We start from the raw sequence: 26,600 nt of genomic DNA, 5'->3' as shown, positions 1-26,600 counted from the left end.
GCACGCGGCCGTTCGGGTCGGCGTCCTTGTAGTACTCGACGCCCTGCACCAGCGAGGCGGCGCAGTTGCCCACGCCGACGATGGCTACGCGAACCGAACCCATTCCGGTTGCTCCCTGTGTTGACTCGACGAAAGCCCTGCGTGTGCAGGGCTCACTTGACGGTGCCGCCGGACCGATCCGCCCGGGAGCCGCCCCGGCTACCGGGGCGGACCGCCTGTTTCTCCTGATGTGTCCTGCGGCGCGGCGGCCTTGCGCATGTCGCGCCCGGACCGCTCGCTCTCGATCAGCTCGTTCAGCCAGCGGACCTCGCGCTCCACCGACTCCATACTGTGCCGCTGCAGTTCGAGGGTGTAGTCGTCCAACCGGTCACGGGTACGGGCCAGGGAAGCGCGCATCTTCTCCAGGCGCTCCTCCAGCCGGCTGCGGCGGCCTTCCAGCACCCGCATCCGGACGTCACGTGAGGTCTGCCCGAAGAACGCGAAGCGGGCGGCGAAGTGCTCGTCCTCCCACGCGTCCGGCCCCGTATGGGCGAGCAGTTCCTCGAAGTGGTCCTTGCCGTCCGCCGTCAGGCGGTAGACGATCTTCGCCCGTCGCCCCGCCAGGGAAGCCGCGCGGGCGTCCTCCGGGGCACTTCCCGGTTCCTCGATCAACCACCCGTTGGCCACGAGGGTCTTGAGGCAGGGGTAGAGGCTGCCGTAGCTGAACGCTCGGAACACCCCGAGCGAGGTGTTGAGACGTTTCCGCAGTTCATAGCCGTGCATCGGGGACTCACGGAGCAGCCCGAGAACGGCGAACTCGAGGATGCCGGAGCGTCTGCTCATTTGTCGCCCTCCTTCGTCCCCAGTGTCCCCTATGCCGCACTATGCCGAGCTGATGTATCGACTCGATACATCCAGACGATAGAACGAGCGTGTTGATGCGACAAGAGGGGGCACGGTGAACGAGGTCACATCACCGATTCGTGGGACACAACCTGCCTGAATTGGAGTGAACATCCCCAGTGGGAGCGATTTGGCCGTGCGTAGTCTGTGCGCCATGCAGACCACCGGGAACCGAGTGACTCCGTCAGGCGTCCTCGTCCCGGATGCAGTGCGCCCGGTCGCTCAGGGGGGTTACCGGCAGCGCATCGGGGGGAACGCAAGCCACCTGCCGCTTCCAGGCGTTGAGACGCCTGCCCTAGGAGTAATCGTTCGATGAGCGAGCACCGCCGCAAGCCGCCGCAGCCCCAGGGCGGCGGACGAGCCGCGGCCAGGCGCGCGGCCCAGCCGTCGTCCGGCCGCCGTGCCGCACCGCCCAGCAGTTCCGCCGCGTCGGGTTCCGGAGGCGGTGACGCATCTCAGTACGCCAGCCGGGCCGAAGCCCGTCGCGCGGCCCAGCGCGGGGGCGGGGGCGGGGGGCGCAGACGCCCGGCCGACCCGGGCCCCGGAGGCGGGGGCCGCGGACGCGGCGGCCACCCGGGAAAGAAGCGGTTCATCGACTATCCCCGCGCGGGCAAGACCGGGGCGTGGCGCTGGGTGCCGTCCTGGAAGCTGGTCCTGGGCATGTGCTTCGGCTTCGCCGGCCTGATTCTCGGCGCCGTGGGCGTCGCGCTCGCGGTGGTGCAGGTGCCGAGTGAGCAGAAGGCGGCGGCCGTCCAGAAGAACGTCTATTACTGGGCGGACGGCAAGCAGATGGTCGTCGCGGGCGGTGGCAATCTCAACCGGCAGATCGTGCCGATCAGCAAGATTCCCGTGTCGATGCGGAACGCGGTGATCTCGGCCGAGAACGCCAGTTTCTACAAGGACTGGGGCGTCGACCCCATGGGTATCGCGCGCGCCGTCGTGAAGATGGCACAGGGCGGTGAGACCCAGAGTGGCTCGACCATCACCCAGCAGTTCGTGAAGAACACGTACCTCAGCCAGGAGCAGACGCTCAAGCGCAAGGCCACGGAACTGCTGATCTCCATAAAGGTCGGGGCCACGAAGGACAAGGACGACATCCTCGCGGGCTATCTCAACACGGCCTATTACGGGCGCGGCGCGTACGGCATCCAGGCGGCGGCGCGGGCGTACTACGACAAGGACTCCTTCCAGCTGACGCCCAGCGAGGGCGCCTTTCTCGCGGCGACGCTGAACGGGCCGAACCTTTACGACCCTTATGGCGGTCAGGGCCCCGCGGCGACGCCGGAGAAGAACACCAAGCGATCGACGGACCGCTGGAAGTGGACCCTGGACCGTGAGGTCCAGGTCGGCCACATGCAGGCCGCGGAGCGCGACGACTGGGTGAAGAAGGGCTTCCCGATGCCCCAGAAGCCCAAGCCCGCGACCAACCGGGCCGGTCAGATCGGCTATCTCACGGATCTCGCCGACAATTACATCGTCGCCCACTCCAACATCAGCAAGAGCCAGCTGGACCGCGGCGGGTACCAGATCCGCACGACCTTCGACCACGACAAGGTCGACGCCCTTTCGAAGGCCGTCGAGGACGTGCGCAAGGCCAACATCAAGCCCGATGTGCGCGACGTCGACAAGTTCGTGCAGTTCGGCGGGGCCTCGGTGGAGCCGAAGACCGGCAAGATCGTCGCCATTTACGGTGGCGAGAACGCGCTGGAGCACTACACCAACAACGCCGATTACACGGGTGTGCAGGTCGGCTCGACGTTCAAGCCCTTCGTGCTCGCCGCGGCGATGACGCACGGCAAGCGGGATCCCAATCTCGGGCCCCAGCAGAGCGACAGTCAGCGCACGCTGGTCTCGCCGGAGAGTATCTACAACGGCAACAACAAGGTGACGCTGCGGACTTACGACGGCAAGGTCTGGCACGACAACGACGGCAGCGAATGGCGCCAGGCGAACGACGGCGACGAGGACAGGGGCAATGTCTCGCTCCGCACCGCCATGCAGTTCTCGGTGAACACGCCGTACATCCAGCTCGGCATGGACGTCGGCACCGACCTGGTCAAGGAAGCCGCTCTGAGTGCGGGGCTGGACAAGGACCAGCTCGCCTCCACCACGCCCACGTTCTCCCTCGGCACCTCGGCGCCCAGCGCGATCCGGCTGGCGGGCGCCTATGCGACCTTCGCCGCCAGCGGAAAACAGATCGACCCCTATTCGGTCGAGAAGGTGGAGAAGGACGGCAAGCCGGTCTTCGCCCATGAGATGTCCAGCAAGGTCGCGTTCTCCTCGCAGGTGGCCGACAATGTCACCGATGTCCTGAAGACGGTCGTGGAAGCGGGCACCGGTACCTCCGCCCAGCTCGGCGACCGCCCGGTGGCGGGCAAGACGGGTACGACCGACGGAAACCGGTCGGCCTGGTTCGCGGGCTACACCCCGCAGCTCTCCACCTCGATCGGGATGTACCGGGTCGACCCCAACGCCAAGAAGCAGGAATTCCTTTCCATGCGCGGCGTGGGCGGCAAGCCGACCATTCACGGTGCGTCGTTCCCGGCGGACATCTGGGCCGATTACATGGGCAAGGCGCTCAAGGGCGTGCCCGTCGAGCAGTTCGAGTCGGCGGAGCCGATCGGTCAGAAGGTCTTCGGGGACGGCGCGAGCCCCGCGCCCAGCGCGGTCCCGTCCACGGCGCCGTCGGCGATGCCGTCGCAGTCCGCCCCGGCGACGCCCTCGAAGCCCGCCTCCCCCAGCCCCTCGGCGAGCAAGCCCTGCTCCCTGTTCGACCGCCACTGCCAGGGCGGCAACGGCGGGGCCGCCAACGGCGGCGCGAACGGCGGTGGACCGGGCGGCATCGGTGGCACCGGTGACCCGGGCGAATCGCCGAGCCCATCGGACCCCGGCCATGGGCGCCCCGGTGGGCTGTTCGGCGGGATGCGCGGCTGACCAGCTGAAACACCCTGCCGAGAGACTCGGCTGAGCCATCCGACCCGAGGGCCGTCCCGCGTTCGCGTGAGACGGCCCTCGAGGTTATCCACAGGCTCCGACGGCTGTTGGCGCCGTACGGCAGGATGGGCGTATGAGGAGCGAGCGGGACGATCAGCTTGTACGGCCCACCGTCGAGGACGAGGTGGCCGCTGCCGGCAGCGAGCTCATCGGCGGTCCGATCGGGCGGCGGGCGCTGATCGGCACGAGCTGGTGGACACCCGTCCGGGTGATCGCGCTCGTGGCGATCGGGATGTTCGCGCTCGGGATGGTGCAGAAGCTGCCGTGCTACGACTACGGCTGGTTCTTCGGCGCCACCACCCAGTACACCCACGCCTGCTACTCGGACATCCCGCACCTGTACAGCGGCCGTGGCTTCGACGCCGGGCTCATCCCGTACTTCGACCGGATCCCCCAGTCGCTGTCCGGCGGCATGGACTATCTGGAATACCCGGTCCTCACCGGTCTGTTCATGGAGGTCGCCGCCCGGCTCACCCCCGGCGGCGGCTCGCTCCAGCACCGCGAGCAGCTCAACTGGATCGTCAACGCGGGCATGCTGATGGCCTGCACCGCGGTCATCGCGGTCTGCTCCGCCCGTACGCACCGGCGCAGGCCCTGGGACGCCCTGTTGATCGCGCTCGCCCCGGCCTTCGCCCTGACGGCCACCGTCAACTGGGACCTCTTCGCGGTCGCCCTCACCGCCGCCGCGATGCTGATGTGGTCACGCGGCCGGACAGTGCTGGCAGGCGCCCTGATCGGGCTCGCCGCCGCGGCCAAGCTCTATCCGGTGCTGCTGCTGGGCCCGTTGCTCGTCCTGTGCTGGCGGGCGGGCCGGCTGCGGGCCTTCCGCGCCGCGGCCCTGTCGGCGGCCGGAGCCTGGCTGGTGGTGAACCTGCCGGTCATGATCACGCATGACGCGGGCGGCTTCCACATCCGCGAGGGCTGGGCGAAGTTCTACACCTTCAGCCAGGAGCGCCCGATCGACTTCGGCTCGATCTGGCTCCTGATCTCCCAGCGCACGGGCGATCCGCTGGAGAACGCCAACACCTATGTGACGCTGCTGATGATCCTGGGCAGTCTGGCCATCGGCGCCCTGGCCCTCTGCGCGCCCAGGCGCCCGCGCTTCGCGCAGCTGGCCTTCCTGATCGTGGCGCTGTTCATCCTCACCAACAAGGTCTATTCACCGCAGTACGTGCTGTGGCTGGTCCCGCTGGCCGCGCTGGCGCGCCCCAAGTGGCGGGACTTCCTCGTCTGGCAGGCGTGCGAGGTGCTCTACTTCCTGGGCATCTGGATGTACCTGGCCTACACGGGAAGCGGGGACAAACACCAGGGGCTGCCCACGGAGGGCTATCAACTGGCGATCGCCGTCCACCTGTTGGGGACGCTGTACCTGTGCGCGGTCGTGGTGCGCGACATCCTCCTGCCGGAGCGGGATGTCATCCGGCGCGACGGCTCGGACGACCCCTCGGGCGGAGTGCTGGACGGGGCGCCGGACATATTCGTCCTCGGCTCCGCGGGCCGGTCCCGGCACGCGGAGCCCTCCGACGCCACGTATGTCCAATGGGGGACGGGGAACCGCTCGCGGTAGCGGCGGCTCCCGCCCCGTACCCGGGGGGTGGGTCAGTGATCGAGCAGACGGTCGAACTGGGTGGTGGTGTTGCGCAGGTGCGCGAGCAACTCGTCGCCCACCTGCGGCGGGGTGACGTCGCCCGGCACGAACAGGATCGAGACCTGCATGTGCGGGGGCTCCGCGAACCAGCGCTGCTTGCCTGCCCAGACGAACGGCGAGAGGTTGCGGTTCATGGTCGCGAGACCGGCGCGGGCCACGCCCTTGGCGCGCGGCATCATGCCGTGCAGCGCCTTCGGCGCCTCCAGGCCGACGCCGTGCGAGGTGCCGCCCGCCACCACCACGAGGTAGCCGTCGCCGGCGGCCTTCTGCTGGCGGTAGCCGAAGCGGTCGCCCTTGGCGACGGGCGTGACGTCCAGGACGGCGCCGCGGTACTGGGTGGCGTCGTGGTCGCCGAGCCACAGCCGCGTGCCGATCCGGGCGCGGAAGCGGGTCTGCGGGTACTGCTGCTGCAGCCGTCCGAGCTCGTCGGACTTGAGGTGGCTGACGAACATGGTGTGCAGCGGCAGCCGGGCGTTGCGCAGCCGCTCCATCCAGCCGGAGACCTCCGAGACCGCGTCGGTGCCGTCCGTGCGGTCCAGCGGGAGGTGGATCGCGAAGCCCTCCAGGCGCACGTCCTCGATGGCGGCGTGCAGCTTGGGGAGGTCCTCCTCGCTGATGCCGTGCCGCTTCATGCTGCTCATGACCTCGACGACGACGCGGGCGCCGACCAGGCCGCGCACCCCCTCGACCGAGGACACGGACCGTATGGCCCGGTCGGGCAGCGGCACCGGCTCCTCGCCCAGCCGGAAGGGGGTGAGCACCAGCAGGTCGCCGCTGAAGTAGTCCTTGATACGGGCCGCTTCGTAGGTCGTGCCCACGGCGAGGATGTCCGAGCCGAAGCGCGTCGCCTCTTCGGACAGCCGCTCGTGGCCGAAGCCGTAGCCGTTGCCCTTGCAGACCGGGACGATGCCCGGGAACTGCTGGAGGATGGACTGCTGGTGTGCCCGCCAGCGCGCGGTGTCGACGTAGAGCGTGAGCGCCATGGCCGGTCCCGGAGCCTTTCCCTGTACCTGCTGCTGGATGAGGTGTTCGTGTGCCTGACGGCGGTGCCGCGTGGTCGTGCGGAGGGGTCAGCGGCGCGACATGTACATATCGAGCGCCTTGTGGAGCAGCTTGTTGAGCGGGAAGTCCCACTCACCGAGGTACTCGGCCGCCTGGCCGCCCGTGCCGACCTTGAACTGGATGAGGCCGAAGAGGTGGTCGCTCTCGTCGAGGGAGTCGCCGATGCCGCGCAGGTCGTAGACGCTCGCGCCCAGGGCGTAGGCGTCGCGCAGCATCCGCCACTGCATCGCGTTCGACGGGCGGACCTCGCGCTTGTGGTTGGCGGAGGCGCCGTACGAGTACCAGACGTGCCCGCCGACGATCAGCATGGTCGCGGCGGCGACGGCCTCGCCCTCGTGCACGGCGAAGTACAGCCGCATGCGGTTGGGGTCCTCGGTGTTGAGGGCCGTCCACATGCGCTGGAAGTAACTCAGCGGGCGCGGGCGGAACTTGTCGCGCTCGGCCGTGATCTCGTAGAGGTGCTGCCAGGTGGGCAGGTCCTCGTAGCCGCCCTGGACGACCTCGACGCCGGCCTTCTCGGCCTTCTTGATGTTGCGGCGCCACAGCTGGTTGAAGCCCTTGTGGACGTCCTCCAGGGAGCGGTTCTGCAGTGGCACCTGGAAGACGTAGCGCGGCTGCACGTCGCCGAAGCCGGCTCCCTCCTCCTCGCCCTGCTGCCAGCCCATGCGGCGGAGCTTGTCGGAGACCTCGAAGGCGCGCGGCTCGATGAAGGTGGGCTCGACGTCGCGCAGACGCTTGGCGTCCGGGTCCGCGATGCCCTTCTTGATCGCGTCGGCGTCCCAGCGGCGGATGACGACCGGCGGGCCCATCTTCACGGAGAAGGCGCCCTGCTTCTTCAGGTGGGCCAGCATCGGCTGGAGCCAGTCCTCGAGGTTCGGGGCGTACCAGTTGATCACTGGGCCCTCGGGGAGGTAGGCCAGGTAACGCTTGATCTTGGGGAGCTGGCGGTAGAGCACCAGGCCCGCGCCGACCATCTGGCCGTTCTTGTCGAACCAGCCCAGGTTCTCCGAGCGCCACTCGCCCTTCACATCGGCCCACGCCGGCACCTGCATGTGACTCGCCGCGGGCAGGCTCTGGATATATGCCAGATGCTGCTCTCGGCTGATTGTCCTCAGGGTCAGGCTCATGCGGGGCGCTCCTCGGCAGGTGTGTCCCCAGGGTCGGGGCTCCGGCTCTCGCGCCGAAGCCTACTGCGACCTGGGAGCGCCCCGTCTGGGCGTACCCGCCGCTACCCGATCAGGCCCCCGAAGAGACCGCCGTGCGCCATGCCCAGGAAGAAGCCCACGGCGGACGCGCCCAGCCCGATGATCAGCAGGAAGCGCTCGCCCGTCGTGGCCGATATGAACTGGCCCCACGCGCCCGAGAGGATGCCCACGAGGCCGCTCCACGAGCTGAGCAGATGCAGGTTCTCGAATGCCGAGCTGATGAAGGCGAGGGCGCCGAGCACGACCGTCACCGCGACGAGGGTGTTCTCGACGGGGTGCGGTTTGCCGTCGCTGTTGAGAGCGGAATTGATCAGCGCCCTGAGCCCGCGGGGCTGCCGAGCTGCCTGTGTCATGGGGCTACCTCCTGAAGGCAGGCGGCGCACTGTAGCGCCGGTCACACCCGATGCGTCCAGATTGCGGTGCCGGACCGCTGGATTTCAACCGGAAGCCGGAGTGCGGGTACTGTGTACGGTCTGCACCGGTGTCTGCCCAGACCCAGCTTCGGTCCCAGGGGCGACCCAGGGACTTTCCGCTGATTGTCAGTGTCGGCCGATACCGTTGCTCACGCATCACGACCCTCCTGCCACGGAACGACCGTGGCCGCTGAGTCCAAAGGAGGTGGGTTCCACATGCGTCACTACGAGGTGATGGTCATCCTCGACCCCGATCTCGAGGAGCGCGCTGTCTCCCCGCTGATCGAGAACTTCCTCTCCGTCGTCCGTGAGGGCAACGGAAAGGTCGAGAAGGTCGACACCTGGGGCCGTCGTCGTCTGTCGTACGAGATCAAGAAGAAGCCCGAGGGCATCTACTCGGTCATCGACCTGCAGGCCACGCCTGCGGTCGTCAAGGAGCTCGACCGCCAGATGAACCTGAACGAGTCGGTCCTCCGGACCAAGGTCCTCCGTCCCGAGACCCACTGAACCCCAGCGGTTCAGAGGTAATCGGGCTGCATCTCATCGAGTAGCAAGCAGCCAGCACACCCGCCGAGAGGTTCACCCATGGCAGGCGAGACCGTCATCACGGTCGTCGGCAATCTCGTCGACGACCCCGAGCTGCGCTTCACCCCGTCCGGTGCGGCGGTCGCGAAGTTCCGCGTCGCGTCCACTCCCCGCACCTTCGACCGCCAGACCAACGAGTGGAAGGACGGCGAGAGCCTCTTCCTCACGTGCTCGGTGTGGCGTCAGGCGGCGGAGAACGTCGCCGAGTCGCTTCAGCGCGGCATGCGCGTCATCGTGCAGGGCCGTCTGAAGCAGCGGTCCTACGAGGACCGCGAGGGCGTCAAGCGCACGGTCTACGAGCTCGACGTCGAAGAGGTCGGTGCCAGCCTGAAGAACGCCACGGCCAAGGTCACCAAGACCATGGGCCGCGGCGGTCAGGGCGGTGGCTTCGGCGGCGGCGGTGCCCAGCAGGGCGGCGGCTGGGGCAATGGCCCCAGCGGCGGCCAGCAGGGCGGCGGCGGGGCTCCCGCCGACGACCCGTGGGCGACCGGCGCTCCGTCCGGCGGCCAGCAGGGCGGCGGCGGAGGCGGCTGGGGCGGCGGCTCCGGCAACTCCGGCGGCTACTCGGACGAGCCGCCCTTCTAGGCCCTTCGTGGGCCCGGGTCCGTACGGACCCGAGGGCGAAGCACCACAACTTCTTGATCACACAGGAGAGAGACAATGGCGAAGCCGCCTCCGCGCAAGCCTAAGAAGAAGGTCTGCGCGTTCTGCAAGGACAAGACCGCTTACGTGGACTACAAGGACACGAACATGCTGCGGAAGTTCATTTCCGACCGCGGCAAGATCCGTGCCCGTCGCGTGACCGGCAACTGCACTCAGCACCAGCGTGACGTCGCCACGGCCGTGAAGAACAGCCGTGAGATGGCGCTGCTGCCCTACACCTCGTCCGCGCGATAAGGGAAGGGTGACCGAAAAATGAAGATCATCCTCACCCACGAGGTCTCCGGCCTCGGCACCGCCGGTGACGTCGTCGACGTCAAGGACGGTTACGCCCGCAACTACCTGGTCCCGCGCGGTTTCGCGATCCGCTGGACCAAGGGTGGCGAGCAGGACGTGGCGCAGATCCGCCGTGGCCGCAAGCTGCGCGAGATCGCCACGATCGAGCAGGCCAACGAGGTCAAGGGCCAGCTCGAGGGCGTCAAGGTCCGCCTGGCCGTCCGCGCCGGCGACGCCGGCCGCCTGTTCGGCTCGGTGACCCAGGCCGACGTCGCGTCCGCGATCGAGGCTTCGGGTGGCCCGAAGGTCGACAAGCGTCGCGTCGAGCTGGGCTCGCCCATCAAGACCCTGGGTGCGCACCAGGTGTCCGTGCGTCTGCACGCCGACGTCGTCGCCAAGCTCGGCGTCGAGGTCATCGCTGCCTGATCGCTCCGCGATCGTCAGTGTGAGAAGGGCCGCACCCCACTGGGGTGCGGCCCTTCCGCCGTTCGGGGTGCGCGCCGTCAGGCCCGTACGGCCCCCGTGACCAGCCAGTGGCCCGACCGGGTGCGCAGCCACAGGCTCAGCATGCGGACCGTCATCATCAGCGTCATCGCCCACCACAACGTGGTGAGGCCGCCGCCGAGGGTGGGGACGAGCAGCGCGACGGGGGCGAAGACGGCGAGGACCACCAGCATCGCCCGAGCGAGGTAGGGGCCGTCCCCGGCGCCCATCAGGACGCCGTCCAGGACGAAGACGACGCCCGCGACCGGCTGGGTGACGGCGACGATCAGCAGGGTGGGCAGCAGGGCGTCCCGTACGGCACCGTCGGAGGTGAACATCGGGATGAACAGCGGCCGCGCGGCCACCACCAGCACCCCCAGTGCCACCCCTGACGCGATCCCCCACTGCACCATGCGGCGGCAGGCGGCCCGTGCTCCGGCGGCGTCGTCCGCGCCGAGGCAGCGGCCGATGATCGCCTGTCCGGCGATGGCGATGGCGTCCAGGGCGAAGGCGAGCAGGCTCCACAGGGTCAGCACGATCTGGTGCGCGGCGATCTCCGCGTCACCGAGGCGGGCCGCCACCGCCGTGGCGATCATGAGGACGGCGCGCAGCGAGAGCGTACGGACCAGGAGGGGCGCACCGGCCTGGGCGCAGGCCCGTATGCCGGCCGCGTCGGGGCGCAGGGAGGCGCCGTGCCGCCGCGCGCCCCGTACGACGACGGCGAGGTAGACGGCGGCCATGGCGTACTGGGCGATGACCGTGCCCCAGGCGGAGCCCTCGATGCCGAGGCCGGCGCCGTAGACCAGCCCGAGGTTGAGCGCGCCGTTGGCGGCGAAGCCGCCGATGGCGACGTACAGCGGCGTACGGGTGTCCTGGAGGCCGCGCAGCACGCCGGTGGCGGCGAGCACGACGAGCATGGCGGGGATGCCGAGCGCGCTGATCCGCAGATAAGCGGTGGCGTACGGGGCCGCGGTCGGGGAGGCCCCGAAGAGCTCGACGACGGCGTGCGCCGTGGGGAGGACGGCGGCTATGACGGCGGCGCCGATGAGGAGGGCGAGCCAGATGCCGTCCATGCCCTGGCGGATCGCGGCCTGGAGGTCCCCGGCGCCGACGCGGCGCGCGACGGCCGCGGTGGTGGCGTAGGCGAGGAAGACGAAGACGCTGACGGCCGTGGTGAGCAGGGCCGCGGCGACCCCGAGCCCGGCGAGCTGGGGGGTGCCGAGGTGGCCGACGATGGCGCTGTCGGCCATCACGAAGAGCGGTTCCGCGACGAGTGCGCCGAAGGCGGGGAGGGCCAGCGAGACGATCTCGCGGTCGTGCCTGCGGGCGCTGTGCGCGTCTCGCGCGGGGGACTGGCTCATGTTCTCAACCTAATCTTCCACAGGTAACCTGTGCAATGGCCGAATGACCCTTACATCGGGCTCTTCGGCGAGATCTTCTCTGCGGCGTTTGTCGCGATCTTGCGCCGAGCGGGAAAGTTTTTCTCCTCAACAGCCAGTGGATGGCGAAAGTGCAGGTCAGAGCGGTGTGCCGGGGGTGATTGTGTGTTTGTCCACAGCGCTTTCCCCCGTGCCGTGCACAGGTTGCGCGGACTTCTCCACAGGATGGGGCCCATCATCCACATGCCCTGTGGATAACCAGATTGGCTGACGGTGCCCGCGGGCCTACCGTGGACCGGCGCCTGTCGCCTGTTCCGGCCCCGAAGACCTTACGAGATCGACACGAACTCGATGCACCGGAACCGGAGTCGGGCGTCCTATTTGTCAGAGCCGTGCCGTAAGAAAGAACAGCACGGCGAGGTCCGCTCCGCGGACGGGAGGAGGTGGCGGGGTGAGCATCCCCGAGCCCATGGACGACCCCTGGGCGGACGCCGGACCCGGCGACCGGCTCCCCGTCTCCCGCCCCCGCCGGGGCGACGGCCAGCCCCGCGGCGAGCGGCACGACCGCGGCGACGACGGCGGTTCGTGGGACCGGGGCGGGTCCTCCCAGGGGGCGCAGGGCTTCGAGCGCGTCCCCCCGCAGGACCTCGACGCCGAGCAGTCCGTGCTCGGCGGCATGCTGCTCTCCAAGGACGCCATCGCGGACGTCGTCGAGGTCCTCAAGGGCGTCGACTTCTACCGCCCGGCACACGAGACGATCTTCCAGGCCGTCCTCGACCTGTACGCCAAGGGCGAGCCCGCCGACCCGATCACCGTGGCCGCGGAGCTCACCAAGCGCGGTGAGATCACCCGTGTCGGCGGTGCGGCGTACCTCCACACCCTGGTCCAGTCCGTCCCCACCGCGGCCAACGCGGAGTACTACGCCGAGATCGTCCACGAGCGTGCCGTGCTGCGCCGCCTGGTCGAGGCGGGCACGCGCATCACGCAGATGGGATACGCGGCGGACGGCGACGTCGACGACATCGTCAACAACGCCCAGGCGGAGATCTACGCCGTCACCGAGCAGCGCACCACCGAGGACTATCTGCCGCTCGGCGACATCATGGAGGGCGCGCTCGACGAGATCGAGGCCATCGGCTCGCGCAGCGGCCAGATGTCCGGCGTCCCCACCGGCTTCACCGATCTCGACGCGCTCACCAACGGCCTCCACCCGGGCCAGATGATCGTCATCGCCGCCCGTCCCGCGATGGGCAAGTCGACCCTCGCGCTGGACTTCGCCCGCGCCTGTTCGATCAAGCACAATCTGCCGAGCGTGATCTTCTCGCTCGAAATGGGGCGCAACGAGATCGCGATGCGCCTGCTGTCCGCCGAGGCGCGGGTGGCGCTGCACCACATGCGCTCCGGTTCCATGACGGACGAGGACTGGACGCGTCTCGCCCGCCGGATGCCGGACGTCTCCACCGCCCCGCTCTACATCGACGACTCCCCGAACCTGTCGATGATGGAGATCCGCGCCAAGTGCCGCCGCCTCAAGCAGCGCGCGGACATCAAGCTGGTGATCATCGACTATCTCCAGCTGATGCAGTCCGGCGGCGCCAAGCGCGCCGAGAGCCGTCAGCAGGAGGTCTCGGACATGTCCCGAAACCTCAAGCTGCTGGCCAAGGAGCTCGAACTGCCGGTCATCGCGCTCTCCCAGCTGAACCGTGGTCCCGAGCAGCGCACCGACAAGAAGCCGATGGTCTCCGACCTCCGTGAGTCCGGTTCCATCGAGCAGGACGCCGACATGGTCATCCTGCTGCACCGCGAGGACGCCTACGAGAAGGAGTCCCCCCGCGCGGGCGAGGCGGACATCATCGTCGGCAAGCACCGAAACGGCCCGACGGCCACCATCACGGTGGCCTTCCAGGGCCACTACTCCCGCTTCGTGGACATGGCGGGGGCGTAACCCGTGGCTGCGGTGCTTCCGCGCGGGGCGGATCGGTCGGCGGCGGAAGCGCTCGGCTAGTGCGGGGCCAGCCAGGGGAGTTCGGCGGCGAGGTCCTGGCGGAGGCGGCGCAGGGGCCGGGCGCCGACGACGGAGCGGACCGGGGCGCCCGCGCGGAAGAGCAGCAGGGTCGGCATGGAGAGCACGCCGTACGCCGCCTGCGTACGGGGGTTGGCGTCCACGTCGAGCTGAACGACCTTGAGGCGGCCCGCCTCCTGCCGCGCCAGTTCGGCGAGCACGGGCGCGATCATGCGGCACGGGCCGCACCAGGACGCGGTGAAGTCGACGAGTACGGGCAGCTCCGAGGCGAGCACTTCGGTGGCGAACGTGTCGTCCGTGACCGCTGCGACGGAGGTGGCGGAGGTTGCGGTGATGGTCATGGTGTGTCGAGCTCCGTTTCGATGTCCGGCGGGGTTTCGGTGTCTGGTGTTTCGATGCGGGGCGGGGTGAGGTCGCAGCGCGGGGACGGACCTCCGGGCACATCCGCGGCGGCCCTCAGCGCGGCGGTCTCCCGTTCGGCGCGGGCGAGTTGGGCGCCGACCTCCGCCCGTACGCGCCGGAGGTGCTCGATGCAGTCGTCGAGCTCCGCCAGCTTGCGGCGGTAGACCTCCAGCGAGGCCGGGCAGGAATCGCCCGCCGGGTGACCCGCGCGCAGGCACTCGACGAACGGCCGGGTCTCCTCCAGGCCGAACCCGAAGTCCTGGAGGACGCGGATCTGCCGGAGGAGGCGCAGATCGTCCTCGTCGTACGTGCGGTAGCCGTTGCCCGCGCGGCGGGCCGGCAGGAGCCCCAGCGACTCGTAGTGCCGCAGGGTGCGGGTGGTGGTGTCCGCCTGCCGAGCCAGTTCCCCGATGCGCATGACGACGACCGTAGACGTTGACGTGGACGTCAAGGCCAGCGGCGATGCGGACAGCGGGTGGCTAGGGTGCTGGCATGACCACCTTGCACGAAGTGTCCATGGACGACCTGCAGTTCTCCGGTTTGCTCCCCGCCACCCGGCGGGCCCTGCTGCACCGGATCGCCGTCGCCCAGTCGGAGGGCCGTACGCCATCCCTGGTGGGAGCGGTGATGCGAGAGGGGCGCATGGTGTGGTCCGCGGGCCGGGGTGAGGTCGACGGGACGGCGCCCGGCCCCGATACGCAGTACCGGATCGGCTCGATCACCAAGGTGATGGTCGCCGTGCTGGTCATGCGGCTGCACGAGGAGGGGCTGATCGACATCGACGCCCCGGTCGGCACGTACCTCGACACCCCCGAGGCGGGCGAGGCGACCGTCGCACAGCTCCTCTCCCACACCTCCGGGCTGGCTGCGGAGGCGCGCGGCCCGTGGTGGGAGCGCACGGACGGTGACTTGCGCCCCAAGCTCGCCGATGTCTTCGGCGAGCGCCCCCAACGGCACGCGCCCGGACGGCTGTACCACTACTCCAACCCCGGCTACGCGCTGCTCGGAGCCCTGGTGGAGCGACTGCGCGGGGAGCCGTGGGACGAGGTGCTGCGCCGTGAGGTGCTGGTGCCGCTCGGCATGGACCGTACGACGCTCGAGCCCGTGGCCCCGTACGCGGCGGGCTGGGCCGTGCACCCCTGGGCGGACGCGGTCCTTCCGGAGCCCTCGGTGGACGCCGGACGGATGGCTCCTGCCGGTCAGCTCTGGTCCACGGCGGCCGATCTGTGCCGCTTCGCGGCGTTCCTGCTGGACGGGGACGAGCGGGTGCTCGGGGCGGAGGCCGTCGCGAGGATGCGGGTACCGGCGTCCGGCCCCCAGGACCCTGGCTGGGCGTTCGGGTACGGCCTCGGTGTGCAGCTGACCCGCCGGAACGGCCGTACCCTCATCGGCCACACCGGGTCGATGCCGGGGTTCGTGACGGTGCTGTGGGCGAGCCCCGAGGAGGGGCTGGCCGGGGTCGTCCTGACGAACTCCACCTACTGCGCGGTGGTGGACCCCACGGCCGCGGACCTGGTGGCGGCGGTCGCCGAGCGCGAACCGCGGATTCCCGCGCCGTGGCGCCCGCGTGGCGATGTGGACAGCGAACTGCTGGAACTGGCCGGGCCCTGGTACTGGGGCGCCACGCCGTTCGCCCTGCGGCTTCGCGCGGGCCGGGACCTGGAACTCGTGCCGCTCGCCGGCACGGGCCGCGCGTCGCGCTTCCGCGCGGAGGACGACGGCACGTGGACCGGCCTCGACGCGTACTACGTCGGCGAGACGCTGACGGCCGTCCGGACGCCGGAGGGTGCCGTGAGCCATCTCGACGTCGGGACGTTCGTGCTGACGCGGTCCCCGTACGAGGATGCCGGAGTGGTTCCGGGTGGGGTGGACCGGGAGGGGTGGCGGTAGGTAGGGGTTTCGCCTCGCGCTGTCCTCGGCTGCGGGCCGGTTCGCCGCCTGCGGCGGTGGCGGCCTGCGGCCGCGTCCTCAATCGCCGGACAGGCTGGATCTGCCGGCTGTGGTCCGCAACCTGCGGGCATTTCAGCCCGTCCGGAGATTGAGGACAACGCGGCGGAGCCGCACGTTGGCGCCGGGGGAGGGACGGGGCAGGGGGCAGAGCCCGCCGCAGGCGTGGACGTAAGGTCGGGGAGAGATTGGCGGGCGCCGGTGTACGGCGCTGTATCCCTGGAAGGTCACCGTGACTGCGAACACCGCACCGGTCCTGCTCGACCTCGCGCCGCTCGACGCCGCGCACTTCGCGCGCATCGAGGACAAGGTCGCCGCGCTGATGCGCACACGCGAGAGCGTCGTCGCCATGCAGGGCGAGGCCCTGCTGCCCCTGGAGGCGTGCATCCGCTCCGCCGTGCGCCCCGGCAGCACCGCGCTGAACATCATCACGGGCCCGTACGGCGAGACGTTCGGCGGCTGGCTGCGCTCCTGCGGGGCGGAGGTGGTCACGGTGGCGGCGCCGTTCAGCGGCGCGGTCACGCCGGAGCAGGTGGCGGAGGCGCTGCGGGCGCACCCGGAGATCGACTTCGTCAGCCTCGTGCACGCGGAGGCGGCCACCGGCAACACCAACCCCGTCGCCGGGATCGGTGCCGTCGTACGGGAGCACGGCGCCCTGCTGATGCTGGACGCCGTGGCGTCCGTCGGAGCGGAGCCGCTGCTCACCGACGAGTGGGGGGTCGACCTGTGCGTCATCGGCGGACAGAAGGCCATGGCGGGCCCGGCGGGTGTGTCGGCCGTGTCGGTCAGCGCCCGCGCGTGGGAGCGGATCGCGGCCAATGAGCGGGCGCCGCGCCGCTCGTACCTCTCCCTCCTGGACTGGAAGGAGCGGTGGATCGACGGGGGGCGCACGGCGCTGCCGCACGCCCCCGCGCAGTTGGAGATGCTCGCCCTGGAGCAGGCGGTGGACCGTATCGAGGCGGCCGGTCTGGACACCGTCATCGCGCGTCACCGCGCCGCCGCCGCGGCCACGCGGGCGGGCGTACGGGTACTGGGCGGCCTCGCCCCGTACGTCGTCCGGGACGTGGACGCGGCCCCCGCGGCGACCACCCTGCGTGCCTCCGACGGGCTCGACGCGCGCGAGGTCGTCGCGGCCGCACTGGCGGCCGATCCCGCCGTGCCGGTGCAGGCGGCGGCCGGGGCGCTCGCCAAGGAGATGATCCGCGTGAACCACTACGGGCTCGCGGCCGACCGTTCCGTCGTCCTGGACTCGCTGTCGGCGCTCGGTGCCGCGCTGCGGTCGTTGAACGGCGGCACGGTGGGCGCGACGGAGGAGGCACTCGCGGCCGCGGGCGCGTCCTGGGACGCGGTGATCGCGGGCTGACCCCCCAGGGGCTCAGGGGAGCGATTCGTTCGGGCTGACCTTCTGTCGCTCGTACGCGCTAAACATCACATCTCGAAGCCGCTGTCGGTGCGTTATGCGCCGACAGCGGCTTTTTTGCTTTTTACCCGGTTTCGCCGCTGCGGTGCCTTGTTCAGGTGCCCGGATAGAATCGGAACACCCAGCCCGTTTCGTTTTTTCGCCCCTCGGAGGTGTCGCGCATGCCGCGACGCAGCAACACGGTGGCTCAGGCCTCTGCTTCGACGTCCCTTCGCGCGGACGCGCGGCGCAACAGGGCGCTCATCCTCGAAGCGGCCCGATCCGCCTTCGAGGAAAAGGGGTTGGCGGTTCCGCTGGGGGAGATCGCGCGTCGCGCCGGGGTCGGTACGGGTACGGTCCATCGCCATTTTCCTTCCAAAGAAGCGCTGTTCAGGGAGACAGTGGCAGGCCGGATCCGGCTTTTCGCCGACACGGCTGGGGAGTTGGCGGATGCGGACGACCCCGGAACGGTGTTCTTCCGCTATCTGTCGGCAGTGGTACGGCTCTCGGTGCGCAACAAGGCGCTGCGGGACGCTCTGGAGGCGAGCGCGGACGGCCTGTTCGAGCCCACCCCGGGCCTGGAGAAGGACTTCCGTGACGCTCTGTCCGTCCTGCTGACGCGCGCTCAAGAAGCCGGTGCTGTACGGAAGGACGTCCAGGTCGAGGATGTGGTCGCCCTGCTCTTCGGATGTCTCGCGATGGAACGGCGGCGCCTCCCGGACGGGGCGGCCGGGCGGATGACGGCGCTGATGTGCGACAGCCTTCGGCCGGGGCGGAACGTGACGAAACTGCCGATCGCTGCCGCTTCGCGTGACGAAACCGGTGTGTGTGAGATGTGCGGGGGGCCGGTGCGGGTGGCTCGTACGGGGAGGCCGGGGCGGTACTGCGGGGCCGCTTGCCGGCAGCGGGCCTATCGGGAGCGGTGCCGCTGACCGCGGCGGTTCACCGGGGTTCGGGGCCGGTCAGGGTGCGGCGCCGTCGCCGCCTGCGGCGGGGGCGGCCTTCGGCCGCGTCCTCAAACACCGGACGGGCTGGTTCGTGCGGACCGTGGCCGGCACATTCAGCCCGTCCGGCGTTCGAGGGCAACGCGGCGAAGCCGTGTTGTGAGGTCCGGGGCGGAGCCCCGGTTACGGCGACCGGCCCGCAGTCGGGGGCCGGCCGTGTCGCTAGGACACCGGTGACAGCGACCGCACCGCGGCCACCAGCGGCGCCAATTCCTCGCGCATGGAGGCCGATTCGAGCGCTTCGCGCAAAGCCGTGTCGTTGGTGGGGCGGGCCTCCGCGAGCAGGGCGAGGCCGGCCTCGGTGACGTCGGTGTAGATGCCGCGCCGGTCCGTGAGGCAGAGGTAGCGGGTCAGCAGGCCGCGGTCCTCCAGGCGGTTGACCAGGCGGGTCGTCGCGCTCTGGCTGAGGACGACGGAGTCGGCGACCTCGTTCATCCGCAGATGGCCGCCCTCGCCGCTGTGCTGCCTGCTGAGCACGTCGAGGACGCCGAACTCGCGCACGCTCAGGCCGTGCCGCGACTGCAGGGCGCGCTCGATGTGGGTCTCGATCCGGCCGTGCAGCGCGGAGAGCGCGCACCAGCCCTGCGCCGGCCCGAGCAGGGCTGGATCCGGAGTACAGGTCATGAGGCGGGCCCTCCTTCATGTGCGGAGTCGGGTGTGGTGCCCGTACGGAACAGGATAGACCTCCCCTGCAATAGCCCGCGCTTGCAAGTAACAGGCGTCTGCAATTATTGTTCACGCTTGTAAGGCCCGCCTGCAATCAACAACCCCCAGCCTCGAAGGACACACCCGTCATGCCTCTCGCACTGCTGGCGCTCGCCATCGGCGCCTTCGGGATCGGCACCACCGAATTCGTGACCTCCGGGCTGCTCCCCGAGATCGCGGCCGAGTTCGGCGTCTCCATCCCCACCGCCGGCTACCTGACCACGGGCTATGCGCTCGGCGTGGTGATCGGCGCCCCGATCCTCGCGATCATCGGCAGTCGTGTGCCGCGCAAGCAGATGCTGATGTTCCTGATGGGGCTGTTCGTCGTGGGCAACGCGCTGTCCGCCGTCGCCCCCGTCTTCGCGCTGATGCTCGCGGGGCGGATCGTCGCCTCCCTCGCGCACGGCGCGTTCTTCGGCATCGGCGCGATCGTCGCCGCCGGACTCGTCGCCCCGCAGAAGAAGGCGGGCGCGATCGCGATGATGTTCACCGGGCTCACCGTGGCCAATGTGGTCGGTGTGCCGCTGGGCACCGTGGTCGGACAGAACGCCGGCTGGCGCCTCACCTTTTTCCTCATCGCCGGGCTCGGCGTGCTCGCCGTCCTCGGGGTCGCGGCTCTCGTACCGCGGCAGCCGCGCCCCGAGCGGAGCCGCGTCGGCGGCGAGCTCGCCGCCTTCCGCAACCCCCAGGTCCTGCTCGCCATGGCGATGACCGTCCTCGGCTTCGGCGGCGTCTTCACCATGAGCACCTACCTCGCGTCCATGGCGACCGAGGTCGCGGGCTATGCCCCGTCCTCCGTCACCTGGCTGCTCATCCTCTTCGGCCTCGGCATGGTCGTCGGCAACCTCGTCGGCGGCCGGTACGCGGACCGGGCCCTCATGCCCCTGCTGTACGTCAGCCTGAGCGCCCTCGCGATCGTGCTCGCGCTGCTGCCGCTGGCCGCGCACGACAAGATCGCGGCCGCCGTCGCGATCCCCCTGGTCGGCGCGTTCGGCTTCGCGTCCGTACCGCCGCTGCAGAAGCGCGTCCTCGACCAGACCGCCGACGCGCCGACGCTCGCCTCCGCGGTCAACATCGGCGCCTTCAACCTGGGCAACGCCATCGCGGCCTGGCTCGGCGGCCTCGTGATCTCCGCGGGCTTCGGCTACGCCGCGCCCAACCTGGTCGGTGCCGCGATGGCCGCCTCCGCCCTCGCCCTGGCCGTACTGGCCGCGTCGCTGGAGCGGCGCGCGGGCCGGGGCGGCGGCCGGATCGCGGCCCGGTCCGGTGCCGCGGCAGCCGCCGAGCCCGAGGTCGCGGCGACGGGCCACTGAGACCCGCGGGCCCGGGCCCGCACCCCTGGACCACCACGGGTCCCCCGGGATGCCGCACGCAACACCGCGCACAGCAGCACCGCGCGCAACGCCGCACGCATCCGCACAACAGCGCTGCACGTACCCACACGCAACACCGCACACACGAACAGCTAGGAGCACCACCTCATGACCGCCCCCATCCCCGCCTCCACCCCCGTCTTCCCGCTCACCACGGACGAGGCGGAGGCCCTGGTCGCCGCCGCCCGCCGCGCCGCCGACGAGCAGGGCGTACGGGCCGCCGTGACCGTCCTCGACGCCGGTGGGCACCTGCTGGCCTTCCGGCGTGACGACCGGGCGGTGCTGATCGCGGGGGAGACCAGCAACCGCAAGGCGTTCACCGCGCTGCAGCTGGACGCGCCGACCGCCGACGTGGTCGACGCCGTACAGCCCGGCGGGCTCTTCCACACCCTGCCGACCGCGCTGGACCGCCCGCTCCTCTTCATCGCGGGCGGCGTCCCGCTGCACCGCGACGGCCGACTGATCGGCGCGATCGGCGTGGGCGGCGGTGCGCCGGAGCAGGACCACGGCATCGCGCGGACGGCGATCGAGGCGGTCCTGGGCGGCTGAGGCCCGTCCGGTCCGTGCCGGGGTCCGGGAGCTCGCGCCCCCGGACCCCGCGTGCGTGATATACCCCTCTTCGAAGGTTGCGCGATTGCGCAACCTTTTACGCGGCTCCGCCCCTCTCTTGAGAGGAGAAACCGGTCACCTGCCGGAGAGCGGGGCCGTCCGAGCCGAGGGGGACAAGGAATGAGCGCTGGAGCGAGGGCTTCGGTCCGCACGGCGCGGAGCCGGAACGCCGAGTTGCTGCTGCTGGGCGCGGCGGTGCTGCTGACGCTGTTCGGCTATGCCTCGGTCGGGCTGGCCACGGCCGGGAAAGTGCCCGGCGAACTGCTCATGTACGGCATCGGGCTGACCGTCGCCGCCGGGCTGGCGCACCTGGCCGTGCGCCGCTTCGCGCCGCACGCCGATCCGCTGATCCTGCCGCTCGCCTTCGCGCTCAGCGGCCTGGGCCTGGTGCTGATCCACCGGCTCGACATCTCGTACAAGATCCGTTACCACTCACCGCCCGCCGCGTCGAACCAGGTGATGTGGAGCGCCGTCGGGCTCGCCGTCCTCCTGGCGGTCCTGTTCTTCCTCAAGGATCACCGGCACCTCCAGCGGTACACCTACGTCATGGTCTTCGCGGCCCTGGTGCTGCTGATGGCACCGGCGTTCTTCCCGGGCGACTCCTACGGCGCCAAGCGGTGGATCCGGCTCGGGGCGCTGTCCTTCCAGCCCGGCGAGTTCGTCCGCATCGCCATCGCGGTGTTCTTCGCCGGGTATCTCACGATGCACAAGGACGCGCTCGCACTGGCCAGCAGGCGGGTGATGGGCTTCTACCTGCCCCGCGGGCGCCAGTTCGGGCCGATCGCGGCGGTGTGGGTGCTGAGCCTGCTCGTGCTGATCTTCGAGCGGGACCTCGGCACGTCGCTGATCTTCTTCGGGCTGTTCGTCATCATGCTCTACGCCGCCACCGAGCGGTCGAGCTGGGTGCTGTCGGGCCTGGCGATGTTCGCCGTCGGGGCGGCCGTCGTGGGCTCCATGGAGCCGCACGTCCACGGCCGCGTCGTCGCCTGGCTGCACCCGATGGACTACTACCTGCCGCACCCCCCGGCCGGGCTCACCTCCCCGCAGGCCGCGGAGGCGCTGTTCAGCTTCGGCAGCGGCGGCGTGCTCGGCACCGGCCTCGGGCGCGGGCACTCCGACCTCATCGGTTTCGCCGGGCGCAGCGACTTCATCCTCACCACGGTGGGCGAGGAACTGGGGCTCGCGGGCATGATGGCCGTGTTCCTGCTGTACGCGCTGCTCGTCGAGCGCGGGCTGCGCGCGGCGCTCGACGCCCGGGACCCCTTCGGCAAGCTCCTGGCGACCGGCCTCGCCGGCGCGCTGGCCCTCCAGGTCTTCGTGGTCGCGGGCGGCGTCACCGGACTGATGCCGCTGACCGGCAAGGCGCTGCCCTTCCTCGCGCAGGGCGGTTCCTCGCAAGTGGCGAACTGGGTGCTCATCGCCCTGCTCCTGAAGATCAGCGACGCGGCGCGCAGGCCCGCGCCGGAGCCCGTGAACGACCTCGACGACCAGGCGACGCAGTTGATAAGGCGCTGATGACAGGGCGCTGAGCCGCTTACGCTCGGGACTGTGAGCAGACTGCATGTATTCGACATGGACGGGACCCTGATGCACGGGTCCGCGGCGGCCGTCGAGATATCCCGGCAGCTGGGCCTGGAGCGCGAGATCGGTGAACTGGAGCGGGCCTTCGCGGCCCGCGAGCTGACGCCGCCCCGATTCGCGGTCCTGGTGTGCGAGCTGTGGGCGGGACTCACCGAGGAACACGTCGCCGCCGCTTTCGAGGGCGCCCCCTGGATGGACGGCATCAAGGAGGTGTGGGCGGACATCCGGGCCCGCGGCGAGCGGTGCGCGGTGATCTCGCTGTCGCCGCACTTCTTCGTGGACCGCCTGCTGACCTGGGGCGCGGACGCGACCCACGGCTCCCGCTGGCCCGCCGTCCCCTTCCGGGAGCCCGTGGACCCGAGGACGATCCTCGACGCGGACGCGAAGGTGCGGATCACCGACGCGCTCTGCGCGGAGTACGGGCTGGCCCGCGCCGACTGCGTGGCGTACGGGGACTCGATGTCGGACGCGAAGCTGTTCGCGGCGGTGCCGGTGTCGGTGGCGGTGAACGCGGATCACCATGTGCGGGACATCGCGGCGCACGCCTATACGGGGACGGACCTGCGGGACGCGTACGCCTTGGTGGGCGCGGCCTGACGCCCTTCCGCGGACACGGCGGGTGGACGCCCTTCCACGGCGGCGGGCGCGGCGGATGCGGCGGGGCACAGAAGCGCACCACCCTAGCCCCAACCACCCACGCGGTACCCGGAGTTCCGCCGATTCGCCCAACTCCCACCCGGAGGGTGGCAAGCTGCGTCGCCTGACGAGCAGAGCGGGAATCGTGAGGCGAGGCGATGAAGGACGCTCCGACCACGTCGTCCGACGGCGGGAGAGACGTCAACCGGCGTGACCAGGGCTGGTTCACCCCACGCCCGAACGAGGGCCCGGAAGGCGGCGCGCGCTCCGAACGCCCCGCCGTACGCCCGGCGAAGTGGGTGCCCGTACAGGCGCCGGCATCCGCCCGTACGGCGGCCCTCCCCCCGGCCGATCCCGTGCGCCGCCATTACGCGGGGCCGCCGGACGATCAGCCCCGGGCGCACCCGGCGGCTCCGGAGGACCGGGAGCACCAGCGGTCGCCGGAGCCCGTCCCGGACCACGAGACCCTCCCCCACAGCCGGGACGGCATGAGCGGTCCCCCCGCCCCCGCTCCGGACGGCATGGGAGGCGACCCCACCGTTCCGCCGGGCCCGCCACCGGAGACCGGAGCGGAACCGGCCTCGCCCGACGCGCGGTTGATCCGCCGGACCATGGCGGAGCTCGGCCCCGTCGCCGACAAAGCCACCTCGTACTTCTACGCGTTGCTGTTCATACGCCACCCCGATCTGCGATCCCTCTTCCCCGTCGCCATGGACGTCCAGCGCGACCGGCTCTTCAAGGCGCTGTTGACCGCGGCCCGGCACGCCGACGACGCCGCCACGCTCACCGACTACCTCTCCCGGCTCGGCCGCGGGCACCGCAAGTACGGGACGCTGCCCACGCATTACCCCGCGGTGGGCGAGTGCCTGATCGGGGCGCTGACCCGCTATGCCCCCGACTCCTGGGACGAGGCGACCGAGGCCGCCTGGGTGCGGGTGTACACCGCGATCTCACAGATCATGATCGACGCGGCCGCCGAGGACGAGGCGGTCTCCCCCGCCTGGTGGCAGGCGGAGGTCATCGGCCATGAGCTGCGCACGCCGGACGTCGCCGTCGTGACCGTACGGCCCGACCAGCCCTACCCCTTCCTCGCCGGGCAGTACGCGAGCATGGAAACCCCCTGGTGGCCGCGCGTGTGGCGGCATTACTCCTTCTCCACCGCCCCGCGCCGGGACGGGCTGCTCTCCTTCCACGTCAAGGCCGTTCCGGCCGGCTGGGTGTCCACCGCGCTCGTGCACCGCGCCCGCCCCGGCGACGTGCTGCGCCTCGGACCCCCCACCGGTTCCATGATTGTGGACCACACCACTGACAACGGCCTGTTGTGCCTGGGCGGCGGCACCGGCATCGCGCCCATCAAGGCCCTGGTGGAGGACGTCGCCGAGCACGGCAGGCGCCGTCCCGTCGAGGTCTTCTACGGCGCGCGCCACGACGGCGACCTCTACGACATCGACACCATGCTGCGGCTGCAGCGCTCGCACCCCTGGCTGTCCGTCCGGCCCGTGGTGGGCGAGGGACCGGTGCGCGGCCTGGGCGGGCAACTCCCGTACATCGCCCGGCAGTACGGCCCGTGGCGCGACCACGACGCCTATCTCTCCGGCCCGCCGGGGATGATCCGGTGCGGTGTGGACGCCCTGACGCGGATGGGCATGCCGTCGCACCGGATACGGCACGACGCGGTCGACGGGCTGATGACGACGGCCCTGGAACGAGGACGGGAACGAGGACGGGAACGAGGACCGGAATGACGGCGGGAACGGCGGCGGGAACGACGGCCCGTCGGCCGTGCGGAGCGTCAGCCGAGGTCGTGCGCCAGCAGCGCCCGTACGCCCTCGATGTTCGCGTCGAGGTACGCGCGCAGGGACGGCGGGACGAGCGTGACGGAGGCGATCCCGGCCCGGGTGAAGGGGATGCGCACCACCTCGTACGTCCCGCAGGGCTCGTCCACCTCGGGGCCGTGGCGCTGCGAGAGGTCCATGGAGGCGAGTCTGCAGACGAAGAAGTGCTGGACCTTGACGCCGTGGGCGGCGATGGGGGCACCTCCCATGCCGTTCAGGCCATGGGGGAGTGTGGAGTGGGTGACGGTGTCGACGAAGGCCGGTACGACGTCGACGACCTTGGCGCCGAGTTCTTCGTCGACCTCGCGGTGGAGGGCCGCGACGACGGTCGCGTCCTCGGGCTCCATGCCGCCGCCGGGGGTGATCCAGTACGGGGCCTCGCCGGGCTTGGTCCGCTTGATCAGGATCATTTCGAGGGCGGGACCGGGCGTGGCTCCGGGGCTGCCGGGGGTGGGGCTGTCGAGCAGGATGGCACGTGCGGTGCGCTTGACCACTGGACGTTCGGTCATACGGGACATCTGCCGCGTGACCGCCCCGGTGAAACCCCTTGGTGCAGGCGTTTCTCACCAGGAGACGGCAGCGCGCAGCAGCCACTCGTGTGCGCGTGCCAGGTGGGGGTGGGCGAGGCTGCCGGTGCGTACGACGAGGAAATAGGTGCGCAGCGGGGGGACGGGAGGGTCGAGGAGGGCCACGATCTCCCCGGTGTCGAGGGCGTCGGAGCACAGGTAGCGGGGCAGCACGCCGAGCCCGGCCCCCGCGGCCACGCAGGTGAGGACGGCGCGCAGATCGGGTGCGATGACGCTGCCGTTGGTGACCGGTTTGGCGTCGAAGACGGCTGCCCAGTAGCGGGTGACGAGCGGCAGGCTCTCGTGGACCTCGACGACGGGCAGGTGCTCCAGGGCCCGCACGCCCTTGTCGCGGACGACGGCCGCGCCGCCGAGGCGGGCCGCCCAGCGCGGTGCGGCGACGAGGACGTGCTCCTCGTCGCAGAGCGGGGTGGCGGTGAACAGCCGGCCGCGTGGGCGGGTGGTGGTGATGGCGAGTTCGTGGTGGCCCGCGGCGAGCCCTTCGAAGAGTTCCTCGGCGATGCCGTGCGCGGCCCGTACGGTCAGCCCCTGGGTGATGAGGGGGGTGAGCGCGGGCAGGGCGCGCAGGGCCAGGAATTCGGGCGGCCCGGCGAGGTGGAGCGTGCGGTCGGCGGACGGGTCGTCCAGGCCGCCCGCCTCGGCGATCTCCAACAGGGCGTCGACGTGCGGCGCGAGCTTGTGGGCGAGTTCGTCGCCGATGGTGGTGGGGGTGACGCCGCGCGCCTGCCGGAGGAAGAGCGGGCGCCCCAGTTGTTTCTCCAGTGCCCGTATCTGGCTGGTGACGGCCGGCTGCGAGAGCCCCAGGAGGGCGGCGGCCCGGGTGAAGGAACCGGCTCGGTGCACCGTGACGAACGTGCGTAGCAGGGTCAGATCCATGCCGGCTCCCCTGGGCCCGAGGCAGTCGCTCGTAGG

24 protein-coding genes and 1 pseudogene are annotated in these 26,600 nt (G+C 70.7%); 15 read left to right on the top strand and 10 right to left on the bottom strand.

Annotated features, from left to right (window positions below; translation table 11 throughout):
* Window positions 1-152: 152 nt before the first annotated feature.
* Window positions 153-822: pseudogene (locus tag ACWD4A_RS06375) on the bottom strand (PadR family transcriptional regulator).
* Window positions 823-1,194: 372 nt separating this feature from the next.
* Here ACWD4A_RS06375 and ACWD4A_RS06370 point away from each other — a divergent pair.
* Both ACWD4A_RS06370 and ACWD4A_RS06365 read left to right on the top strand, forming a co-directional pair.
* Window positions 1,195-3,816: a transglycosylase domain-containing protein gene (locus ACWD4A_RS06370; protein ID WP_451190133.1), complete on the top strand. Its 2,622-nt coding sequence runs from the start codon at window positions 1,195-1,197 to the stop codon at window positions 3,814-3,816.
* Window positions 3,817-3,949: 133 nt separating this feature from the next.
* Window positions 3,950-5,443 carry a glycosyltransferase family 87 protein gene (locus tag ACWD4A_RS06365; protein ID WP_451190131.1) on the top strand — a complete coding sequence of 498 codons (1,494 nt, stop codon included), beginning with the start codon at window positions 3,950-3,952 and terminating at the stop codon, window positions 5,441-5,443.
* A 32-nt stretch (window positions 5,444-5,475) separates the two neighbouring features.
* Here ACWD4A_RS06365 and ACWD4A_RS06360 read toward each other — a convergent pair whose 3' ends face one another.
* From ACWD4A_RS06360 to ACWD4A_RS06350, 3 genes are all read right to left on the bottom strand, one after another.
* Complete coding sequence (locus ACWD4A_RS06360) at window positions 5,476-6,507, bottom strand: alanine racemase (protein ID WP_451190129.1); 1,032 nt, start codon at window positions 6,505-6,507, stop codon at window positions 5,476-5,478.
* An 87-nt stretch (window positions 6,508-6,594) separates the two neighbouring features.
* Window positions 6,595-7,713 carry a lipid II:glycine glycyltransferase FemX gene (locus ACWD4A_RS06355; protein WP_451190126.1) on the bottom strand — a complete coding sequence of 373 codons (1,119 nt, stop codon included), beginning with the start codon at window positions 7,711-7,713 and terminating at the stop codon, window positions 6,595-6,597.
* Between the two features lie 101 nt (window positions 7,714-7,814).
* Window positions 7,815-8,144 carry a hypothetical protein gene (locus tag ACWD4A_RS06350; protein ID WP_451190124.1) on the bottom strand — a complete coding sequence of 110 codons (330 nt, stop codon included), beginning with the start codon at window positions 8,142-8,144 and terminating at the stop codon, window positions 7,815-7,817.
* A gap of 276 nt (window positions 8,145-8,420) precedes the next feature.
* Between ACWD4A_RS06350 and rpsF the strand changes: the two genes are divergently transcribed.
* From rpsF to rplI, 4 genes are all read left to right on the top strand, one after another.
* Complete coding sequence (rpsF, locus tag ACWD4A_RS06345) at window positions 8,421-8,711, top strand: 30S ribosomal protein S6 (RefSeq protein WP_058045341.1); 291 nt, start codon at window positions 8,421-8,423, stop codon at window positions 8,709-8,711.
* 78 nt (window positions 8,712-8,789) lie between these two features.
* Window positions 8,790-9,374 carry a single-stranded DNA-binding protein gene (locus tag ACWD4A_RS06340; protein WP_451190122.1) on the top strand — a complete coding sequence of 195 codons (585 nt, stop codon included), beginning with the start codon at window positions 8,790-8,792 and terminating at the stop codon, window positions 9,372-9,374.
* A 75-nt stretch (window positions 9,375-9,449) separates the two neighbouring features.
* Window positions 9,450-9,686: a 30S ribosomal protein S18 gene (gene rpsR, locus ACWD4A_RS06335; protein WP_004950692.1), complete on the top strand. Its 237-nt coding sequence runs from the start codon at window positions 9,450-9,452 to the stop codon at window positions 9,684-9,686.
* Between the two features lie 18 nt (window positions 9,687-9,704).
* Window positions 9,705-10,151, top strand: a complete 447-nt coding sequence (gene rplI, locus ACWD4A_RS06330) for a 50S ribosomal protein L9 (RefSeq protein WP_451190119.1) — start codon at window positions 9,705-9,707, stop codon at window positions 10,149-10,151.
* Window positions 10,152-10,228: 77 nt separating this feature from the next.
* Here rplI and ACWD4A_RS06325 read toward each other — a convergent pair whose 3' ends face one another.
* Window positions 10,229-11,569: an MATE family efflux transporter gene (locus ACWD4A_RS06325; protein WP_451190118.1), complete on the bottom strand. Its 1,341-nt coding sequence runs from the start codon at window positions 11,567-11,569 to the stop codon at window positions 10,229-10,231.
* A 487-nt stretch (window positions 11,570-12,056) separates the two neighbouring features.
* On the opposite strand from ACWD4A_RS06325, the gene dnaB reads away from it, so the two are divergent.
* Complete coding sequence (gene dnaB, locus ACWD4A_RS06320; protein WP_451190141.1) at window positions 12,057-13,532, top strand: replicative DNA helicase; 1,476 nt, start codon at window positions 12,057-12,059, stop codon at window positions 13,530-13,532.
* Between the two features lie 56 nt (window positions 13,533-13,588).
* Here dnaB and trxA read toward each other — a convergent pair whose 3' ends face one another.
* Both trxA and ACWD4A_RS06310 read right to left on the bottom strand, forming a co-directional pair.
* On the bottom strand, window positions 13,589-13,951 hold the full coding sequence (trxA, locus tag ACWD4A_RS06315; protein WP_451190116.1) for a thioredoxin: 363 nt from the start codon (window positions 13,949-13,951) through the stop codon (window positions 13,589-13,591).
* Window positions 13,948-14,430 (bottom strand): MerR family transcriptional regulator, encoded by a 483-nt coding sequence (locus ACWD4A_RS06310; protein ID WP_451190115.1) that lies wholly within the window; start codon window positions 14,428-14,430, stop codon window positions 13,948-13,950. Before ACWD4A_RS06310 ends, trxA begins: the two co-directional genes overlap by 4 nt.
* 74 nt (window positions 14,431-14,504) lie before the next feature.
* Between ACWD4A_RS06310 and ACWD4A_RS06305 the strand changes: the two genes are divergently transcribed.
* From ACWD4A_RS06305 to ACWD4A_RS06295, 3 genes are all read left to right on the top strand, one after another.
* Window positions 14,505-15,902: a serine hydrolase domain-containing protein gene (locus ACWD4A_RS06305; protein ID WP_451190113.1), complete on the top strand. Its 1,398-nt coding sequence runs from the start codon at window positions 14,505-14,507 to the stop codon at window positions 15,900-15,902.
* A gap of 289 nt (window positions 15,903-16,191) precedes the next feature.
* The gene (locus ACWD4A_RS06300) at window positions 16,192-17,322 is read left to right on the top strand and encodes a pyridoxal-phosphate-dependent aminotransferase family protein (protein WP_451190111.1); all 1,131 of its coding nucleotides are present in this window, start codon (window positions 16,192-16,194) and stop codon (window positions 17,320-17,322) included.
* A 218-nt stretch (window positions 17,323-17,540) separates the two neighbouring features.
* Window positions 17,541-18,290 (top strand): TetR/AcrR family transcriptional regulator, encoded by a 750-nt coding sequence (locus ACWD4A_RS06295; protein WP_451190139.1) that lies wholly within the window; start codon window positions 17,541-17,543, stop codon window positions 18,288-18,290.
* A gap of 234 nt (window positions 18,291-18,524) precedes the next feature.
* Here ACWD4A_RS06295 and ACWD4A_RS06290 read toward each other — a convergent pair whose 3' ends face one another.
* Window positions 18,525-18,986, bottom strand: coding sequence for a MarR family winged helix-turn-helix transcriptional regulator (locus ACWD4A_RS06290; RefSeq protein WP_451190109.1), 462 nt, complete (start codon window positions 18,984-18,986; stop codon window positions 18,525-18,527).
* Window positions 18,987-19,156: 170 nt separating this feature from the next.
* Between ACWD4A_RS06290 and ACWD4A_RS06285 the strand changes: the two genes are divergently transcribed.
* The 5 genes from ACWD4A_RS06285 (at window position 19,157) to ACWD4A_RS06265 (ending at window position 25,011) form a co-directional block, all read left to right on the top strand.
* Window positions 19,157-20,380 carry an MFS transporter gene (locus ACWD4A_RS06285; protein WP_451190108.1) on the top strand — a complete coding sequence of 408 codons (1,224 nt, stop codon included), beginning with the start codon at window positions 19,157-19,159 and terminating at the stop codon, window positions 20,378-20,380.
* 168 nt (window positions 20,381-20,548) lie between these two features.
* Window positions 20,549-20,989 carry a GlcG/HbpS family heme-binding protein gene (locus ACWD4A_RS06280; protein ID WP_451190106.1) on the top strand — a complete coding sequence of 147 codons (441 nt, stop codon included), beginning with the start codon at window positions 20,549-20,551 and terminating at the stop codon, window positions 20,987-20,989.
* Between the two features lie 180 nt (window positions 20,990-21,169).
* Complete coding sequence (locus ACWD4A_RS06275) at window positions 21,170-22,564, top strand: FtsW/RodA/SpoVE family cell cycle protein (protein ID WP_451190104.1); 1,395 nt, start codon at window positions 21,170-21,172, stop codon at window positions 22,562-22,564.
* Between the two features lie 33 nt (window positions 22,565-22,597).
* Window positions 22,598-23,227 (top strand): HAD family hydrolase, encoded by a 630-nt coding sequence (locus ACWD4A_RS06270; RefSeq protein ID WP_451190103.1) that lies wholly within the window; start codon window positions 22,598-22,600, stop codon window positions 23,225-23,227.
* A 197-nt stretch (window positions 23,228-23,424) separates the two neighbouring features.
* On the top strand, window positions 23,425-25,011 hold the full coding sequence (locus ACWD4A_RS06265; RefSeq protein ID WP_451190102.1) for a globin domain-containing protein: 1,587 nt from the start codon (window positions 23,425-23,427) through the stop codon (window positions 25,009-25,011).
* A 47-nt stretch (window positions 25,012-25,058) separates the two neighbouring features.
* On the opposite strand, the gene ACWD4A_RS06260 is transcribed toward ACWD4A_RS06265, so the two are convergent.
* Together ACWD4A_RS06260 and ACWD4A_RS06255 are read right to left on the bottom strand one after the other, a co-directional pair.
* A complete protein-coding gene (locus tag ACWD4A_RS06260) occupies window positions 25,059-25,610 on the bottom strand; it encodes an NUDIX domain-containing protein (RefSeq protein ID WP_451190101.1) in 552 nt (183 codons plus the stop codon).
* 54 nt (window positions 25,611-25,664) lie between these two features.
* Window positions 25,665-26,564 carry a LysR family transcriptional regulator gene (locus ACWD4A_RS06255; RefSeq protein WP_451190099.1) on the bottom strand — a complete coding sequence of 300 codons (900 nt, stop codon included), beginning with the start codon at window positions 26,562-26,564 and terminating at the stop codon, window positions 25,665-25,667.
* Between the last annotated feature and the right edge of the window lie 36 nt (window positions 26,565-26,600).

Source organism: Streptomyces sp. NPDC002537 (assembly GCF_053594975.1).
The sequence above is the reverse complement of the archived record's forward strand: the minus strand, read 5'-3'. Positions and strand labels throughout refer to the sequence as shown.